Source organism: Streptomyces sp. NPDC030021 (assembly GCF_055574035.1).
Genome location: NZ_JBVIAH010000024.1, coordinates 105,918 through 123,824, shown reverse-complemented (window position 1 = coordinate 123,824; position 17,907 = coordinate 105,918). Strand labels below are relative to the sequence as shown.

At 70.7% G+C, this 17,907-nt stretch carries 15 protein-coding genes and 1 pseudogene; 13 read left to right on the top strand and 3 right to left on the bottom strand.

Translation table 11 applies throughout. The annotated features are described in order from the left end of the window. Positions 1 to 103 precede the first annotated feature (103 nt). The 10 genes and pseudogenes from ppsA (at position 104) to ACZ4YL_RS34920 (ending at position 13,395) form a co-directional block, all read left to right on the top strand. Positions 104 to 2,551, top strand: coding sequence for a phosphoenolpyruvate synthase (gene ppsA / locus ACZ4YL_RS34965; protein WP_468121909.1), 2,448 nt, complete (start codon positions 104 to 106; stop codon positions 2,549 to 2,551). A gap of 60 nt (positions 2,552 to 2,611) precedes the next feature. Next, positions 2,612 to 3,115, top strand: coding sequence for a flavodoxin domain-containing protein (locus ACZ4YL_RS34960; RefSeq protein WP_468121907.1), 504 nt, complete (start codon positions 2,612 to 2,614; stop codon positions 3,113 to 3,115). A 99-nt stretch (positions 3,116 to 3,214) separates the two neighbouring features. Continuing rightward, positions 3,215 to 3,808 carry an Rv1733c family protein gene (locus ACZ4YL_RS34955; protein WP_468121906.1) on the top strand — a complete coding sequence of 198 codons (594 nt, stop codon included), beginning with the start codon at positions 3,215 to 3,217 and terminating at the stop codon, positions 3,806 to 3,808. A gap of 64 nt (positions 3,809 to 3,872) precedes the next feature. Further along, a complete protein-coding gene (locus ACZ4YL_RS34950; protein ID WP_468121905.1) occupies positions 3,873 to 6,482 on the top strand; it encodes a cation-translocating P-type ATPase in 2,610 nt (869 codons plus the stop codon). 21 nt (positions 6,483 to 6,503) lie between these two features. After that, complete coding sequence (locus tag ACZ4YL_RS34945; RefSeq protein WP_468121904.1) at positions 6,504 to 6,803, top strand: DUF1876 domain-containing protein; 300 nt, start codon at positions 6,504 to 6,506, stop codon at positions 6,801 to 6,803. Positions 6,804 to 6,972: 169 nt separating this feature from the next. Beyond that, positions 6,973 to 7,875, top strand: a complete 903-nt coding sequence (locus ACZ4YL_RS34940) for a universal stress protein (RefSeq protein WP_468121902.1) — start codon at positions 6,973 to 6,975, stop codon at positions 7,873 to 7,875. After that, a complete protein-coding gene (locus ACZ4YL_RS34935; protein ID WP_468121900.1) occupies positions 7,875 to 8,732 on the top strand; it encodes a universal stress protein in 858 nt (285 codons plus the stop codon). The genes ACZ4YL_RS34940 and ACZ4YL_RS34935 overlap by 1 nt, the downstream gene beginning before the upstream one ends. Positions 8,733 to 8,740: 8 nt before the next feature. Continuing rightward, entirely contained in the window at positions 8,741 to 11,323 is a 2,583-nt protein-coding gene (locus ACZ4YL_RS34930; RefSeq protein WP_468121898.1) for a cation-translocating P-type ATPase, read from the top strand. A gap of 5 nt (positions 11,324 to 11,328) precedes the next feature. Then, a pseudogene (locus ACZ4YL_RS34925) lies at positions 11,329 to 11,541 on the top strand (DUF1918 domain-containing protein); the annotation flags it as partial. A 105-nt stretch (positions 11,542 to 11,646) separates the two neighbouring features. Beyond that, entirely contained in the window at positions 11,647 to 13,395 is a 1,749-nt protein-coding gene (locus ACZ4YL_RS34920) for a sensor histidine kinase (protein ID WP_468121896.1), read from the top strand. A gap of 13 nt (positions 13,396 to 13,408) precedes the next feature. Here ACZ4YL_RS34920 and ACZ4YL_RS34915 read toward each other — a convergent pair whose 3' ends face one another. From ACZ4YL_RS34915 to ACZ4YL_RS34905, 3 genes are all read right to left on the bottom strand, one after another. After that, positions 13,409 to 14,137, bottom strand: coding sequence for a response regulator (locus ACZ4YL_RS34915; protein ID WP_468121895.1), 729 nt, complete (start codon positions 14,135 to 14,137; stop codon positions 13,409 to 13,411). Positions 14,138 to 14,250: 113 nt separating this feature from the next. Next, on the bottom strand, positions 14,251 to 14,895 hold the full coding sequence (locus ACZ4YL_RS34910; RefSeq protein ID WP_468121894.1) for a CBS domain-containing protein: 645 nt from the start codon (positions 14,893 to 14,895) through the stop codon (positions 14,251 to 14,253). Between the two features lie 45 nt (positions 14,896 to 14,940). Further along, positions 14,941 to 15,405: a Crp/Fnr family transcriptional regulator gene (locus tag ACZ4YL_RS34905; protein ID WP_189969996.1), complete on the bottom strand. Its 465-nt coding sequence runs from the start codon at positions 15,403 to 15,405 to the stop codon at positions 14,941 to 14,943. A gap of 231 nt (positions 15,406 to 15,636) precedes the next feature. Here ACZ4YL_RS34905 and ACZ4YL_RS34900 point away from each other — a divergent pair, with 231 nt between their 5' ends. The 3 genes from ACZ4YL_RS34900 to ACZ4YL_RS34890 all read left to right on the top strand — a co-directional run bounded on the left by ACZ4YL_RS34900 (position 15,637) and on the right by ACZ4YL_RS34890 (position 17,905). Continuing rightward, positions 15,637 to 16,071, top strand: coding sequence for a pyridoxamine 5'-phosphate oxidase family protein (locus tag ACZ4YL_RS34900; protein WP_468121892.1), 435 nt, complete (start codon positions 15,637 to 15,639; stop codon positions 16,069 to 16,071). A gap of 101 nt (positions 16,072 to 16,172) precedes the next feature. Next, on the top strand, positions 16,173 to 17,039 hold the full coding sequence (locus tag ACZ4YL_RS34895; protein WP_468121890.1) for a potassium channel family protein: 867 nt from the start codon (positions 16,173 to 16,175) through the stop codon (positions 17,037 to 17,039). A 329-nt stretch (positions 17,040 to 17,368) separates the two neighbouring features. Beyond that, positions 17,369 to 17,905 carry a hydrogenase maturation protease gene (locus ACZ4YL_RS34890; protein ID WP_468121889.1) on the top strand — a complete coding sequence of 179 codons (537 nt, stop codon included), beginning with the start codon at positions 17,369 to 17,371 and terminating at the stop codon, positions 17,903 to 17,905. The last annotated feature ends 2 nt before the right edge of the window (positions 17,906 to 17,907 follow it).

Genomic DNA, 17,907 nt, shown 5'->3' with positions numbered 1-17,907 from the left:
GCATCCGTATCCAGCCCCACCTGAAGCAGCCCCACAAGCCCGCGCCGCTGGACCTCCGCACGCCGTCCGGCCGCCCGCTCCCGTACTGAGTCCGGAGGTCGTCATGGCAAGCACACGGCACGTCATTCCGTTCGCGGAACTCGGCCGACAGGACGTCGGGAGTGTCGGGGGCAAGAACGCCTCCCTGGGGGAGATGACCGCCCACCTGGCCGGTGCCGGTGTGCGCGTCCCTCCGGGGTTCGCAACGACGGCCGACGCGTACGGAGAGCTGCTCGACGGACACGGACTGCGCGGGCGGATCGAGGAACAGATCGTGCGCCTGCGCGAAGGCGCCGCGCTCGACGAGGTCGGGGCCGCGATCCGGTCGATGACCCTCGCCGAGCCGCTGCCCCCAGGGCTGCGGGCCGAGATCGTCTCCGCGTACGAGCAGCTGGGGCGCGACGAAGGACGCGCGGACCCGGAGGTCGCCGTGCGCAGCAGTGCCACCGCCGAGGACGTGCCGGAGGCGAGCTTCGCCGGCCAGCAGGAGACGTACCTGAACGTGCGCGGGACCGCCCGGCTGCTGGAGTCGGTGCACCGCTGCTACGCGTCCCTCTACACCGACCGCGCCATCGACTACCGGGAGCGGATGGGCTTCGACCACCTCCAGGTCGCCCTGTCCGTCGGCGTCCAGACCATGGTCCGCTCGGACCTGGCCGGCGCCGGCGTGATCTTCACCCTCGATCCCGAGAGCGGATTCCCCGAGGTCATCGTCATCAGCGCGGCGTTCGGGCTCGGTGAGACAGTCGTCAGCGGGCAGGTCGACCCCGACGAGTACACCGTCTTCAAGCCCAGCCTGGAGGACCCGGAGCTGGATCCGCTGATCGACGTACGCGTCGGAGCGAAGCGGCGGAAGGCGGTCTACGCGGAGCACGGACTGACCCGGACCGTCGACACCACCCCCGAGGAGCGCTCGCAGAGGGTCTTGACCGACACCGAGGTCCGGCTCCTCGCTCACTGGACACTGACCGTCGAAGGGCACTACGGCTGCCCCATGGACCTGGAATGGGCCAAGGACGGCCTCACCGGAGACCTGTGGATCGTGCAGGCCCGGCCCGAGACCGTACAGTCCCGCCGCGCCGCCTCCACCCTGCGCCGCTGCCGCCTGACGGCCACGCCCGGTACGCCTCTCGTGGATGGCACCGCCGTGGGTGAAGCCATCGGCAGCGGACCGGTCGTCGTTCTGGACACTCCCGTCGACCTCGACCGCTTCCCGTCCGGCGGGGTACTCGTCACCGGCATCACCGACCCGGACTGGGAACCGATCATGAAGCGTGCCTCCGCCATCGTCACCGACCACGGCGGCCGCACCTCGCACGCAGCGATCGTCAGCCGCGAACTCGGCGTCCCCGCCGTCGTCGGCACCGGCCGGGCGACTCAGGCCCTGCCCGACGGACAGAAGGTGACCGTCTCCTGCGCCGAAGGCGGACGCGGCAAGGTCTACGACGGGCTGCTCGCCTACGAGGAGACCGAGACCGACCTCGCCGGCATTCCCGCCACCCGGACGCACGTCATGCTCAACCTCGCCGACCCCTCCGCCGCCTTCCGATGGTGGCGCCTGCCAGCCGACGGTGTCGGCCTGGCCCGGCTGGAGTTCATCGTGGCGCACCAGGTCAAGGTCCACCCCATGGCCCTCCTGCACCCCGAACGCCTGGACCACGCCGACCGCTGCGCCGTCGATCAACTCACGGAGGGCTACCTCGACCGCACCCGCTACTTCACGGACCGCCTGGCGTACGGCATCGCCCGGATCGCCGCCTCCCGCTGGCCCGCCCCCGTCGTCGTACGGACCAGCGACTTCAAGACCAACGAGTACGCACGACTCCTCGGCGGCCGTCCGTTCGAGCCGGTCGAGGCCAACCCGATGATCGGCTGGCGGGGTGCGAGCCGCTACTACAGCGACGGATACCGGGAAGGTTTCGCCCTCGAATGCCGGGCGCTGCGCCGGGTCCGCGACGAGATGGGCCTGACGAACGTGATCGTCATGATCCCCTTCTGCCGCACCCTCGAAGAGGCCGACCGGGTCCTGGAGGTCATGGCGGAGGAAGGCCTCAGACGAGGGGAGAACGGGCTGAAGGCGTACGTCATGGCGGAGATCCCCGCCAACGTCATCCTGGCCGAGGACTTCGCCGAACGCTTCGACGGCTTCTCCATCGGCAGCAACGACCTCACCCAGCTCACCCTGGGTGTCGACCGCGATTCCGAAGCCCTCGCCCACGTCTTCGACGAGACCGACCCGGCCGTCACCCGGAGCATCCAGGCCCTCGTCCCGCGCGCCCAGTCCGTCAGCCGCCCGGTAGGGCTGTGCGGCCAGCGCCCCAGCGACGACCCCGCCTTCACCGAGTTCCTGGTCAAGACCGGTATCGACTCCATCTCCGTCGCCCCGGACAGCTTCGCCGCGGTCAAGCAGCACGTGGCCGCCGCCGAACTGGTCCGGTACGGGGAGGGCCGAACGGCCCCATCCGGGACCCGATGGCCCCAAGCGGAGCAGCCGTCCCCCTCGCGACAGTGAAGGAAGACACCACATGAAGGCGCTCAAGCGCATCACAACAGAGAGCAACGGAGAGTCGTCATGACTTCCAAGCGCGTCCTGGTCGCCTACGGCACCAAGCATGGTGCGACCGCCGGAATCGCGTCCGAGATCGGCAGGACCCTGCGTGAGGACGGCCTCGACGCCGTCGTCGTCCCCGCCGACGACGTGGACGACGTACGCGGCTACGACGCCGTGGTGCTCGGAGGCGCCCTGTACGCCGGGCACTGGAGCGGCAAGGCCAAGCGCTGCGCCGAACGCAACGAGCACCTCCTCAAGCACCGCCCGGTCTACCTGTTCAGCAGCGGCCCCGTCGACAGTTCCGCCGAGCAGCACGACATCGCGCCGGTGCCGGCGGTGGCCCGGGAGATGGAGCGCCTCGGCGCACGCGAGCACGTCACTTTCGGCGGCAGCATCACCTCCAGTACGCCCGGGTTCATCGCCCGGGCCATGGTCCGTGCCGGCAAGGGCGGGGACTTCCGCAATCCCGAGCGGATCCGGACGTGGGCCCACCACATCAGCGCCGAACTCGCCGCTCCCCACTGAGCGGCCGGGCAGGATCAGAGCGCGCGGAGGTGCACGATGTCCGAGGCCGCCACGCCCGGAGACGGGCCCACGCGATCGCGTCCGGCGAGGGCCGGCCGGGTGCGTCGACTGTTCGACGGACGTCCGAACGGGCTGCGTCGGCCGGTCGACCGGACCCGGCGCCGCTGGAGCGTCGTCTTCGTACTGTCCTTCCTGATCGCCTTGCTCTGCGGCGTCGTCGTCACGACGGCCGTCCGGGACTCCGAAAGCCGGACTGCCAGGGAAACGGCCCGCCACCGGCACCGGATCGAGGCGACGACGGTCGGCTCCGCGGAGCGCGCGGTCTCCAGCCGCTCCGGCGGCACCTCGCGGGTGGTTGCACCAGCCGTCTGGGAGTATCCGGCCGCTCACCAGCACTCTGACAGGGTCTCCGTCCCGTTCGGCACTCCGGCCGACCGGACGGTCGCGATCTGGGTCGATGACGCGGGCAGGGAAGCGCAGGCGCCTTCGTCCGAAGCTCAACGCGCGCTCGCGGCCGCAGCGGCGGGAGCCGGAGCTTTCGGACTGCTCGCCCTTGCCTCGGGAGCGGTGATCCGTCTTCGCCTCCACCTCGTCGAGACCCGCAGCCTGGCCCAGTGGGAGCACGAGTGGGAGGCCGTGGAGCCGCGCTGGTCCGGCAGGCCGCGGCGCGAACAGGGGCCCGGCGATGACTGAGGCAGCCACCCGGCCCCCGTCCCCCGCCAACGGGCCGCCCCCGAGCCCTGACCCTCTGGAACCGTTGCCGCTCCTGAGGCGCGAACTCGGCACCGGGCCGAGTGGACTCTCCGCGCGCGAGGCGGCCCGCCGCCTCGCCGTCTACGGCCCGAACGAGGTCCGCCGCAAGGCGCGTACGTCGCTGGGGCGTGAACTCGTACGGCAGCTGGTCCACCCCTTGGCTCTGCTGCTCTGGGCGGCCGCCGCGCTGGCGTTCGTCGCAGGTATTCCCGTGCTCGGGTGGGCCATCATCGCCGTGGTTCTCGTCAACGCGGCGTTCGCGCTCCTCCAGGAACGGCAGGCCGAACAAGCGGTGGAGACTCTCGCGAAGTACCTGCCCGAGCACGCCCTGGTGATTCGCGACGGCCGGTCCTCGGCGGTGGAGGCAAGGGAACTGGTGCCGGGCGATCTGGCCGTTCTCGAAGAGGGCGCCAAGGTTCCCGCCGACGCACGGCTGACCGAGGGTGGCATCGAGGTCGACCTGTCGATGCTGACGGGGGAGTCCACCCCCGCCGAACGCATCGCCGGCCCCGGACTTGTCGGAGCACCGCTACTGCAGGAACCCAACCTCGTGTTCAGCGGCACCGTCTGCACCGGGGGCCAGGCCCAGGCGATCGTGTTCGCCACCGGAGACCACACGGAACTCGGCCGCATCGCCGCACTGAGTCAGCGCACTCGCCGCGACCCCAGCCCCCTGGAACAGCAGGTCAAGAAAGTCGCCTGGCTCATCGCCGCCGTAGCGGTCGCCATGGGCGGCGTGTTCCTGGCGGCCGGAGTCGCCGTGGGCCTGCCGCTGACGGACACCCTCATGTTCGCGATCGGTCTCCTCGTCGCCAACGTCCCCGAGGGCCTGCTGCCGACCATCACCCTCGCACTCGCCGTCGGCGTACGCGTCCTCGCCCGCCAAGGAGCGGTGATCAAACGCCTGAGCGCCGTCGAAACGCTCGGCTCCACCAACGTCATCTGCACCGACAAGACCGGAACCCTCACCCGGAACCGCATGCGACTCCAAGCAGTGTGGACGCCGGAGCACGGAAGGGAGCCCGGCCCCTGGGACGGAGAGCTGATGCGGACCAGCGCGCTGTGCACGACGGTCACCCGCGACGAGGCAGGCGCACTTCGCGGCGACCCGACGGAGATGGCGCTGGTCGAAGGTACCGCTGCCCGCGCCGCTCCCGTCGACCTCGACGGCCGTGACACCGGGCGCCGAGCCCTCTTCCGCTTCGACCCCCGGCTGCGTCTGATGTCCGTCGTCCAAGCCGATGGCGTGCAGGGTCTGCGCGTCATCGTCAAGGGAGCGCCGGAGACGGTGTTGCAAACCCTGGAAGGCAGTTCGCAGTCCGCGGCCGCAGCGGCGGAGGAACTCGCCCACGAAGGCATGCGCGTCCTGGCGGTCGCCGTCCGAACACTGCCGGCCGGTGCCGAGGTACCGACCCGTCGCCAGGACGCGGAAACCGGGCTCCGCCTGCTCGGGCTCGTCGGCCTGTACGACCCACCGCGTCCCGAAGTCGCCGCCGCCGTCCGGCGCTGCCACGAGGCAGGGCTCCGCGTGCACATCGTGACCGGTGACAACGGCGCCACCGCCGCGGCCGTCGCCCGCGAAGTCGGCATCGGCCTACCTCGTCTGCAGGTGGTGGCACAGTCCGAGTCGATCGGCGACCACGAACTCGACGCACTCCTCGCACCGTCGGACGCCGAAGTCGTCTTCGCGCGCTCCTCACCCGAGACCAAGCTGAAGGTGGCCGACGCCCTGCGCGCCCACGGGCAGATCGTCGCCATGACCGGTGACGGGGTCAATGACGCCCCCGCCCTGCACCGAGCCCACATCGGAGTGGCGATGGGACTCTCCGGCACGGACGTGGCCCGTGAGGCGTCCACCATGGTGCTCACCGACGACAACTTCGCCACCATCGTCACCGCGATCGAATCGGGCCGCCGCGTCTACGACAACGTCCGCAAGTTCATCGTCTACATCTTCGCCCACCTCACCCCCGAGGTCGTTCCCTTCCTGGTCTTCGCGCTGTCGGCCGGCACTGTCCCGCTCCCGCTGACCGTCCTGCAGATCCTCGCGATCGACCTCGGCACCGAGACCCTGCCCGCCCTCGCTCTCGGCCGCGAACGAGCTGAGCCGGGCACCATGAGCCGTCCGCCCCGCCCGAGCTCGCAAGGAGTCATCTCCCGAGACATGCTCATCCGCAGCTGGGGCTACCTCGGTACCGTCTCCGCCGTCCTGGTCATGGGCGCGTTCTTCTACGTGTTGTGGCGCGCGGGCTGGCACCCGGGCGATCCCACCGGCACGGGCAGCCCCCTGCACCACGCGTACGTCACCGCGACCACGGCCACGTTCGCCGGCATCGTCACCTGCCAGGTCGGCACCGCCTTCGCCGCCCGCACCGATCATGCGGCCCTGCGTGACATCGGTCTGTTCACCAACCCCCTGCTCCTGGCGGGCATCGCCTTCGAGCTCGTCTTCACGGCAGCCCTCGTCTACGCGCCGCCCCTGCAAGGCCTGTTCGGTACCGCCGCCCTGCCGCTGGACGTCGTCGCCCTCATCGCGACCTTCCCCGTCATTGTCTGGGGCACCGACGAACTGCGGCGCTGGGTCCGGCGCACTCACCGGCACACGACGCCCTGACACCCTTACCGGAGGCACGCCATGTCACACACCGCTGAATGGAAGGTCCGTCTCTACCTCTTCGAGGAGGACCACACGACCAAGGCCCGCCTGGAGCTCGACACGGGCACGAACAGGCTCACGGGCCACGGCACCGCCCGCTGCGCACCCGAGGACGCCGACGTCCCGGAGATCGGCGACGAACTCGCGGTCGCTCGCGCCATGGAGGATCTCGCCCTCCAGATGAAGCGAGCCGCTTACGGTGACATGCAGGCCGCCGGCGCCCCGTCCCTCCAGGAGTCCCTCAAACCGTACACAGGGTGGCTGGACACCGAAGTGTGAACACGAAGGGTCGGTGCCGGCCGGGCCGGCGCGTTCGCAAGGGATCCCGCGGGCCGTCTTTGACAGGGACCTTTGGCCCCCGTGAAGGTCCTGAGCGGCCCTCTTCCTGACGGGGTCCGCGGTGTCAGCGTGAGGACAGACCCCCACTGGCCCCGGGCGAGGAGGAATCATGAAGAACAGTGTCAGCGGTTCGGAACTCGGCTCCGTCATCGTCGGCGTCGACGGCTCCGAGCCCGCCCGTCAGGCCGCGCTCTGGGCAGCGGCAGAGGCCGAACGCCGCGGGCGTCCGCTGCACATCGTGTACGGCGCCGACACGGACGGCCGGGCCCTCTACGTATCCGCCGAGACCATCGAGCGCGTCCGCAGCGCCGGCCGCGAACTGCTCGACGAAACTGCCACCGCGGTCAAGGAACAGCACCCTGGTCTGGGCGCCACCACAGAATTCAGCCGCGGCGACCCCGTCGCCAGCCTGCACCGGGCTGCCGGACTTCGCGGCACCATCGTGGTCGGCAACCGGGGTCTGGGCGGATTCAACTCGCTCATGCTCGGATCCGTGGGCCTGAAGGTCGCGGCCGGCGCGAAGACGCCGGTCATCATCGTCAGAGGAACCGGCGGCGGCGCCGAGAGCGGGACGGTGCTCGCCGGGGTCCGTGACGAGCACGACCTGGACTGCGTCCGTCACGCGGCGCGGGAGGCCGAGCTCCGCAAGGCCGAGCTGCGGCTGCTCCACGTGTGGAACGTGCTCGAGTCCGTCGGCAGCGTGGTGACCATGATGGACGACGTCACGGAGATCGCCGACGAGTACGTCCGGCACCTGACCGCGGTGACCGAGCAGATCCGCCAGGAGTTCCCGGACCTCACCGTGCGGGCGGACGCCGAGAAGAGCGTGTCCGTCGCCGGTGTCCTGGTCGAGGCCTCCCGACACGCCGACCTGCTGGTCATGGGCGGACGGCGGGCGTCCGCGTACCTGGGACCCACCCTCGGGCGGCACACCCACAGCCTCGTGCACCACTCCCACTGCCCCGTGCTGCTCGTCCCGCGCCACACGGACAAGCACGGAGACGAATCGTGATGGCCGCCGCCGAACGCCGCGAGATCGTCGTCGGCATCGACCCGGCCAGGGACTGGCGCCTGCACCTGGCCTGGGCGTCGGACGAGGCCCACCGCCGTGGGACCGGGCTCCGACTCGTCGTGACCGTGCCTCCGCCGCACCAGAAGCGGCAGGTCAACGGCACCCCTCGCACGACGGCCCTGCACCAGGCGGGCTCGGAAGCCCTGGCAGCCGGTACCGACTGGGCGCGGGAACGGCACCCGGGGGCCGACGTGGCCACCGATCTGGTCGAAGGATTCCCCGTCCCCGCCATCGGCCGCCTGTCCCACCAGGCCCGCATGCTCGTGCTCGGATCCCGCCACCTGAGCCGGACCGCGGAGTACTTCAGCGCCGGCTCCACGGTGGTCCCGGTCACGGCCCAGGCGCACTGCCCGGTCGTCGTGGTCGGAAACCCCGAACACATCACTCAGCAGCCGCCTTACCTGGTCGTGGGCATCGACGGCAGCGAGTCCTCGAAGGCGGCGCTCGCGCTCGCGTTCGAGGAAGCCGACCTGCGCGGCGCTGCACTGCGCGCCATCGCGGTATGGCAGCCCCCGGTCTTCCTCCTCCATGACGAGGAGGTCGCACTGCAGGCCCAGCGGCGGATGCTGTCCGAGGCCACGGCCGGCTGGTCGCAGAAATACCCGGATGTGAAGCTCTCCCACGAGATCCCGATCGGACACCCGGTGGAGGAGCTCGCGGAGGCCGCCGAGCACGCCCTGGCCGTGGTGGTGGGCTGCCGCGGACGCGGAGGCTACTCCGGCATGCGCCTGGGTTCCGTCGTACATGGACTGCTGCACCGGGCGTTCTGCCCGGTGATCACGGTTCCGGCCGAATAGGAGCCGCCATGGCGACGACCCCGGCCACCGCGGAGGTACCTGTCCGCACGCCCGACGGCCTCACCGACGTCGAGGCGGAACGCCGACTGACCGAGCACGGCCGCAACGAGATCCCGCCCGCCCCGGCGACACCCTGGTACGCCAGGGTGCTGGCCCAGCTGCGCGATCCGCTGATCATGGTGTTGCTGGGCGCGGTGGTACTGACGATCGCGATCGGCGACCACGCCGACGCGGTGGTCATCGCCGTGGTGATCGTCGTCAACACGACCGTGGGCGTCGTGCAGGAGACCCGTGCCGACCATGCCGTGGCCGCTCTCTCCGCGATGTCGGCACCGAAGGCGCGGGTCCTGCGGGGCGGTGCTCCGCGCGAGGTCCCCGCCGCCGCCGTGGTGCCCGGCGATGTCCTGCTCCTCGCCGAGGGTGACATCGTGGCGGCCGACGCCGATGTCACCGAGGCGTCCGCCCTGATGATCGACGAATCCATGCTCACCGGGGAATCCGTCCCCGTGGACAAGGAGGACGATTCGACGGTGGGCGCGGGGACCGTGGTCGTGCGAGGCCGGGGTGTGGCGACGGTGAGGGCCACCGGCCCCGACAGCGCGCTCGGCCGGATCGCCGCCCTCCTCGACACCAAACGGGAGCCGACACCCCTGCAACACCGTCTCGCCTCGCTGGGGCGCATCCTGGCCATCGTCACCCTGGCCCTCTGCCTGGTGGTCTTCGGCCTCGGGCTCGTACAGGGCCTGCCGCTCGGAATCATGGCGGTGACGGCGATCAGCCTCGCCGTCGCAGCGGTCCCGGAATCCCTGCCGGCCGTCGTGACCCTGGCCCTCGCGCTGGGAGCCCGGCGCATGGCGGCCCGGCACGCCCTCATCCGCCGGCTCCCCGCCGTGGAGACCCTCGGCTCCGTCACCGTCCTCGCCACCGACAAGACCGGCACCCTCACCGAAGGCCGCATGGTCGTCCAACACGTGTGGACGCCACGGGCCGCGGTCGACTTCTTCGGAGTGGGGTACGAACCGCAGGGAGACGTCCTGGTCGAGGGCAGGAAGCCGACGGCGGCCGAACTCGGCCCCGTACAGGAGCTGCTGACGGCCGCGTCGCTCTGCAACGACGCCTCCCTGCGGCCGCCCCAGGGAGAGCCCCCGGACGAGGACCGGTGGTCCGCGGTCGGCGACCCCATGGAGGCCGCCCTCCTGTCGGCCGCCGTCAAGGCCGGGTGCGACGAGCCGGAGCTTCTCAGGCACACCCACCCCAGGACGTGGGAGATCCCGTTCGACAGTGGACGCAAGCGCATGACGACAGTCCACCGCCTGTCGTCCGGCGGCGCCCTGGTGTGTCTGAAGGGCGCCCCGGAGGTGGTCTTGGACGCAGCTGTTCTCGCCGACCGCAGGGACCTCGTGGCCGGCGCCCGGCAGCGGGCGGCGATCCTGGCCTCCCGCGGATACCGGGTGCTCGCCGTGGCGTCCGCCGAACACGCCGAGCAACCAAACAGCGCGGAGACGGCCGAGGCGGGGCTGAGGCTCTTGGGCCTGGTCGCCATCAGCGATCCGCCGAAGCCCGCGGCAGCGGCCACTCTCGCCGCTTGCCACGCGGCCGGCATCACCCCGGTCCTGATCACCGGAGACCACCCCGCAACGGCACGCGCGATCGCCGTCCGCGTGGGCCTGACCGGCGCGGACACCGATGACGAGACCGTGGTCAACGGCCCCGATCTGGCGGCAGGCCGGGTGGCCGACCTCACCGCCGCACGCGTCTTCGCCCGGACCGATCCGCAGCAGAAGCTCGACATCGTCGATGCCTGGCGGGCCCGGGGAGCCGTCACCGCCATGACCGGCGACGGGGTCAACGACGGCCCCGCCCTGCGCCGCGCCGACATCGGGGTGGCCATGGGACAGCGGGGCACCGAGGTCGCCCGCCAGGCTGCCGACCTCGTGCTGACCGACGACGACCTGTCGACCGTGGTCGCGGCCGTCGAGGAGGGCCGGCGGGTCTACGACAACATCCGCCGCTTCCTCGTCTACGGCCTGGCCGGCGGCGCCGCCGAGATCCTCGTCATGCTGATCGGCCCCCTCCTCGGCCTTCCCCTCCCGCTCCGGGCGGGCCAGATCCTGTGGATCAACCTCCTGACCCACGGTCTGACCGGGGTGGCCATGGGCGCCGAACCGGTGGACCCGGAGGCGATGCGCAGGCCTCCGAGGCCGCCCGGCCAGCACATCCTCGGCGCGGGCGCCTGGCAGCGCCTCGTGGTGCTCGCCGCGGTCGTCACAGCTGCCTGCCTCACTGCAGGGACGGTCGCACGGGCCTGGGGCCTGCCCTGGCAGAGCGTCCTCTTCCTGTCCCTGCTCGCTGCGCAGCTCGGCGTCGTGCTGGGCCTGCGAACCCGCTTGCTGACCCGGGAGAACCTCTTCCTGCCGCTGTCCGTCCTTGCTTCCGCCCTGCTCGGGGCGGCAGCGCTCTACCTCCCGCCGCTGCAGTCGGTTCTGGAGACCGCACCTCTTGGATGGCCGGGCCTTGCCCTGGCATCAGCCGCCCTCGTGAGCGGCTTCGCGGCAGCCCGACTCGCACGACACGCTTTCCGAAGGAGCTGATGATCATGAAGGCGCACACCTCCGAGCACGGTCCCCATGCCCGCGTAGGTGACGAGATCGTGGTGGGCGGGCCCTCGGTGGGCAAAGCGGGTCGCGACGGCGAAGTCGTCGGTCTGCACCACGACGACGGCACCCCGCCCTACGACGTCCGCTGGTCGGACACCGGCAGGACGACCCTCTTCTTCCCCGGACCGGACGCACACGTTCGGCATCTCGGCGCGGACGAGTCCGGCTGACGCCTTCATCCTGCGCGGGAAGGCGGGGGCGGGGATACGGTGAAGAGGCAGGAGGGACTTCCCCTGGGCGCCGCTTGGAGGTACCGCATGGGCGCGTACGATCAGGGTGTCGTGCGTCCGGGGGTGCCGCGGCTCCGGCTCGACGAACTGCTCGAAGAGCTCCAGGTCCGCATCGACGAAGTGCGTGGCACCAGGGACCGGCTCAACGGGCTCCTCGAAGCCGTGATGTCCGTCGGCCGGGAGCTCGACCTTCCGCAGGTCCTGAGAGGCATCGTCGAAGCCGCCGTCGTCCTGGTGGACGCGGAGTACGGAGCCCTGGGAGTCATCGGCGACGACCGGAAGCTCGCCCAGTTCCTCCCCGTCGGCATCAGCGACGGCCTCCGGGCCGAGATCGGCGACCTGCCCTCCGGCCACGGCATCCTCGGCGAACTCATCCGCCACCCCGAGACCCTGCGGCTGTCGGAGTTGTCCGATCACCCCGCCTCCTACGGGTTCCCGGCCCACCACCCCCCGATGCACTCATTCCTCGGCGTCCCCATCCGGGTCCGCGAGGACGTGTTCGGCAACCTCTACATGACCGAGAAGCGCGGCGGCATCGACTTCGACGAGGAGGACGAGGCGGTCCTGTCCACACTGGCGGTGGCAGCCGGCATCGCCATCGAGAACGCCCGCCTCTACGAGGAAGTGCGTCTGCGGGAACGCTGGCTGACCGCCAGCTCCGACTTCACCAGTGCTCTGCTCTCCGGCTTGGCCGAAACGGAGGTACTGGAGGGCATGCTGGAGCGGGCCCGCGACATCACGGGAGCCGACATCGGTGTCTTCTACCTCGTGGGCCAGGGCGGGGAACTGCGCGGCTCGCTGGCGCTGGGAGACGGCGCCGAGGCGCATCGCGGCATCGTGCTGCCCAGCAGCGCGGGAACCCTGGCAGCAGCCGCCCTCGGCGAGGAGGACGGGCTGATCACTGTTGCCGACGTCGGGACCGACGACCGGATCACCGTGCAGCCGGAACGCTGGACGGGCTTCGGCCCCGCCGTCGCCGTCACGGTCGGCACCAAGGAGAAGCTGAGCGGTGTCCTCATCCTTGCCCGCAGACGCGGCCGCCCGGCGTTCGCCCGCGCCGAGATCGCAGCCCTGCCCGGCTTCGCCGGCCAGGCCGCCCTGGCCCTGGAGCTCGCCGACCGGCGCCGGGACACCGAGCAGATGAGCATGCTGGCGGACCACGACCGCATCGCCCGCGACCTGCACGATCTCGCCATCCAGCGCCTCTTCGCCACCGGCATGACCCTGCAGAGCGCCCAACGCTTCGTCGAGCATCCCGAGGCTTCGGAACGGCTCGCCCGAGCCATCGACGACCTGGATGCCACCATCAAGATCATTCGCTCGACGATCTTCGGACTCCGCGAACACGAGGCGCCCGGGGTTATGCCGAAGCTGCGGCTGCGTGCTGTCCAAGCCGTGGAGGAGGCCGCCCGGGCACTCGGCTTCGCCCCGGCCCTGCGGATGGAGGGCCTGATCGACACCGACGTACCCCCTGAGACCGCGGACGAGGCGCTCGCGGTGATCGGGGAGGCACTCACCAACGTGGCCCGCCATGCACAGGCGGGCCGGGCAGAAGTGTCCCTCTCGGCCGTCGAGGGCGTACTGACCGTACGGGTCACCGACGACGGAGTGGGAGTGGCGCAGGGAGGCCGTCGCAGCGGGCTCCGCAATCTCGCCGAGAGGGCCGAACGCCTGGGCGGCGAGCTCTCCGTATCGGCGCACGGGTCGACCGGGCGGGGGACGAAACTGGAATGGCGGGTACCGCTGGATGGAGGCGACTTCCCACCCTCCGGGTGACCCCCGTCGACACTCAGCTCCGGCCCTTGCCGTGCTCCGGCTCGTGCCCGCGCCCGTGTTCGTGTTCGTGGACCTGCGTGGCGATGACGGCGGCCTGCACCCGGCGCTCCACCCCCAGCTTGCCCAGCAGCCGCGAGATGTGGTTCTTGACCGTTTTCTCGGACAGGTACAGCCGCTTGGCGATCTGCGCGTTCGTGAGGCCCTCGCCGATCAGTTCGAGCACGGAACGCTCCCGCTCGGAGAGAGCGGCCAGCCGATCGTCGTCCGGAGCCTTGACGGTCTCCGGGTCCCTCAGCGAGTGCATCAGCCGAGCGGTCGTCGCAGGGTCCAGCATGGACTGTCCGGTCGCCACGGTCCGTACGGCCGAAACCAGGTCCGACCCCTTGATCTGCTTGAGGACGTAGCCGGCCGCTCCGGCCATGATCGCGTCGAGCAGCGCGTCCTCGTCATCGAACGAGGTCAGCATCAAGCAGGCGAGATCCGGCATCCGCGAGCGCAACTCGCGGCACACAGTGATCCCGTCGCCGTCGGGCAGCCGGACGTCGAGCACGGCGACGTCCGGGCGCAGCGCCGGCCCGCGGGTCAATGCCTGCTCGGCGGTCGATGCCTCGCCGATGACGTCGATGTCGGGCTCCGCGTCCAGCAGATCGTGCAGACCGCGGCGTACGACCTCGTGGTCGTCCAGGAGGAAGACCCTGATGGGCGGTCCGGACGAGACAGAGGGTGCTGATGCGTCGGACATGTACGCCCCTGTGATCGATCGGCTGTGCGTACGTCTTGTCGTACGCATTGTCTCAGGGGAGCGCGTGGACGCACCTTGTGGTGCGTCCAGAGCGAGCGCGGCGGTGAAGGGTTTCAGGCAGCTTCGGCAGGCTGCCCTTCCAGCTCCATCCGTACGTCCACCACGCCTTCCACGGCACGGATGGCGCGGGCCACCAGCGGCACCAAGGCGCGATTACGGAGAGATCCGCGCAGGGTGACGACACCGTCCTTCACCGATGCCTGTAGACGTACCGGGGGAGCGAGCTCGGCGAGAACCGCGTCGCGGATCTCCTCCTCGATCTCCTCGTCGGTGCGCAGGAAGACCTTGAGCAGGTCGCTCCGGCTCACGACCCCCTCCAGCATCCCCACGCCGTTCACCACGGGGAGGCGCTTCACGCGCTTGCGGGCCATGATCTGGGCAGCTTCGGCGAGCGTGGCGTCGGGGTGCACAGTTACGGCCGGACTCGACATCAGCTCCTCGGCCAGCACACCCCCCGCCTTGGAAGCCTCTTCCAGCTGATCGGGAAGCCGGGGGTCGTCCTGCCGGAACTCCTCCTTCGGCAGCAGATCCGCCTCGGAGACCACCCCCACGACACGCCCCTCGCCCTCCAGGACGGGAACGGCGCTGACCTTCCACTGGTCCATCAGCTCGACGATCTCCTTGTACGAAGCCTCACGGCCGATGGCCACGGCCGTATGGGTCATCACGTCGCTGACGGTGTACCGGGACGCGGGCATGACGCCCTCCTCACTGCTGGGGGTTCAGGTGCGGGACACCGGACGTCAGAGATAGCTGCCACTGCCGTGCGGGGCATAGAGGTCGAGCAGCCGGATACGGGCGGCGTGCAGCCGGTGCGCGAGCACCTGCGCGACCCAGTGGCCCATCGCGGAGCCGAAAGCAGGGTCGGCATCCATCATCGTGCGCACCGCGGCGGCGTCGAATTCGTACGTGCGCACCGGCGTCGTGGCCACCGCGCCCAGTCTCCAGGCACTGGGCTGCAGCATCCACGAGCACCCCACGAGTTCGCCCGGTCCGAGCCTTTCGATCACTGCCGGCTGCCTGCCGGGCACATGCACGTCCAGGGCGACGATGCCGGTTCGGACGATCCAGAACCTGTCCGCCCGGCCGCCCTCGTTGAAGAGGCGCGCGCTCTCGGGGAAGTTGACCTCCCGTGCGATGTCCATCAGCCGGGAACGGTGCTCAGCCGGCAACGCGCCGGCGATCTTCGTAGGGGGAGTGGTCCTCATGGCGGCCTCCGGTCGATTCCTATTCAATTCTGTGCGGCTCCACAGGCACTGGGCATGGGCCGACCGGCCCCCGATTCCGCAGGACAGGGGACCGTTCGGCCCTGGCACGGCGCGCGAGGAGACAAGGACGCTGGGTGAAGCCGACACCGACACGATGCGGCCGGAGCGGAGGGCCGTGTGATGGATCACGAAACCGCCTGGAGGCCGGACCGCGGCCCCGTCCTGGACCCGATGCGTTCCACGGAGCAGCTGGACCGCTCTGAAGCGCTGCGGCTCCTGGGCTCCGTGCCGCTGGGCCGCATCGTCTTCACCCACCAGGCGCTGCCGGCCATCCGACCGGTGAACCACGTGGTCGAGGGGGAGGACGTGATCGTCCGGCTCTACGAAGGCGCTTCACGCGCGTCGCTGGTGGCGACACCCGGCACACCCGGCATCGTCCTCGCCTATGAAGCCGACACCATCGACCCCGACACGCAACTCGGCTGGAGTGTCGTGGTGATCGGCTACGCCGAGCTCGTCGAGAACCGCAACGAGGCCGAACGGCTCGAGGCGCTGCTCGACCCGTGGACGAACCAGCCGATGGCCGGCGTGCTGCGCATCCGGGCCGAACTCGTCACAGGGTTTCGCCTGGGGCCGGAACCTAGGCCGATTTCCGCCGCCGGGTGAGTCCCGGCGCTGCTTCTGACACCTGGCGACGGCGTGGGCTGCGATCAGCGGCTACGGAGGTGCGCGAACCTGGGCTGAACGCGGTGGAAAAGGGGTGCCGGATGGATTGGCTGGTGACGGCCACGGGCGCGGCCCTGGTCCTGCTGATCCTTCGGGACGTGTTCCACACGCTGTGGCACCCGACGCGTCACGGCGGGCTGAGCCGCCTGGTCATGACCACACTGTGGCGGCTGTCCCTCGTCCTTGGCACCCGTCGCACGGCAGCCGGCCTGGCCGGCCCGCTCGCCATGGTGTCCGTCGTCGCCCTGTGGGCCCTGACCGTGGCGGCGGGCTGGGCGCTGATCTACTGGCCTCACATGCCCGAGGCGTTCGTGTACGCGGGAGGGTTGCACCCCGACGATCATGCGAGCCTGCTGGACGCGACCTACGTCTCGCTGGTCACGCTCTCCACGCTCGGCCTCGGTGACGTCGCACCCGCCGAGGGGTGGCTGCGCCTCCTCGCACCCCTGGAGGCGCTGGTCGGGTTCGCCCTTCTGACCGCGACGGTCTCCTGGATCCTCGGCATCTATCCGGCTTTGGCGCGCCGCAGGGCACTGGCGTTGCGGCTCTCCCATCTCTCCCGTACCCATCCCTCGAAGGAACAGATCGACTCCCCGGCCGGGGCGGCCATGCTGGACAGCCTGGCCGCGGCGCTGTCCGTCGCAGCGGTCGACTTCCTCCAGTACGCGGAGTCCTACTACTTCCACGACGGCGACGACCGGACCTCCCTCGCCCACCAGATCGGGTACGCCGTCGACATCGCCGATGAGGCTTCGGGAGCCGGACACCGGGACGTCCGGCTCGCCTCCACGGTGTTGCGATCCGCACTGGAAGACCTCGCGAGCATCCTGGACGAGCGCTTCCTGCACACCCAGGGCACGCCCAGGCAAGCTCTCGCCGCGTTCGCACACGACCACGGGCACCGGTGACCACGCCCTGCCCTGAGTCTCCCGGCGTGGACGACGACCTCGACCGTCGGGCCTTGGTCGACGTCAGGAAGGTGCTTGAGACGGGACAGACATGCCGGCCAGGCCGCCTCCGCCACGGTCGCGCCTGGTCGCACGATGATGGCCGGAGCGGTCATGAGCAGCTCCGCCGTCTCCTTGCGGGCCTCGTCGCTCAGCGGTACTTCGCGGTACTGGGCGAGGACCCCAGGCAGGGGGCTGCGCCGTGCGCCGTTTGCCCCATGGCGCAGGACTCCGTTCCACGAGTAGGGCAGGCTCTGCCGGGAGACGCCCGAAGAGGGAAGCGGGTACCTATGAAGCCGCTCGCCGGCACGGCGGTCATCGGGATCGGCAACGAGTTCCGGCGCGATGACGGGGTGGGGTGGGCCACCATCGCGTTGTTGTGTGAACGGGAAGCACGGCGACCTCTCCCCTCCGGTACTGAGCTCGCCCGGAGCGACGGAGACCCCGGCCGCCTGATGGCCCTCTGGGAGGACAAGGCCCTCACGCTCGTCATCGACGCCTGCTTCCCCCCTGCGGCGCAGCCCGGGCGGACACACCGGTGGTGGGTGGCCCCGGGTGAGATGCCGCACCCGGCTGCCGCAGGCAGGCAGAGCACCCACGGGCTGGGGCTCGCCGAGGCCCTGTGCCTTGCCGACAGTCTCGGGCGCGGCCCCGGCCGCCTCATCGTGTACGCGGTCGAGGGAGCGGACCGCTCGCTGGGCACGGGGCTCACCCCGGCGGTGGCGGCCGCCCTGCCGCATCTGGCCCGGCGCATCGAGGAAGACGTCCGGCAGTACAGCCGGGGAACTCGCCGGACCAGCCTCGGACCCGGGAGCCCGCTGGTCTGACA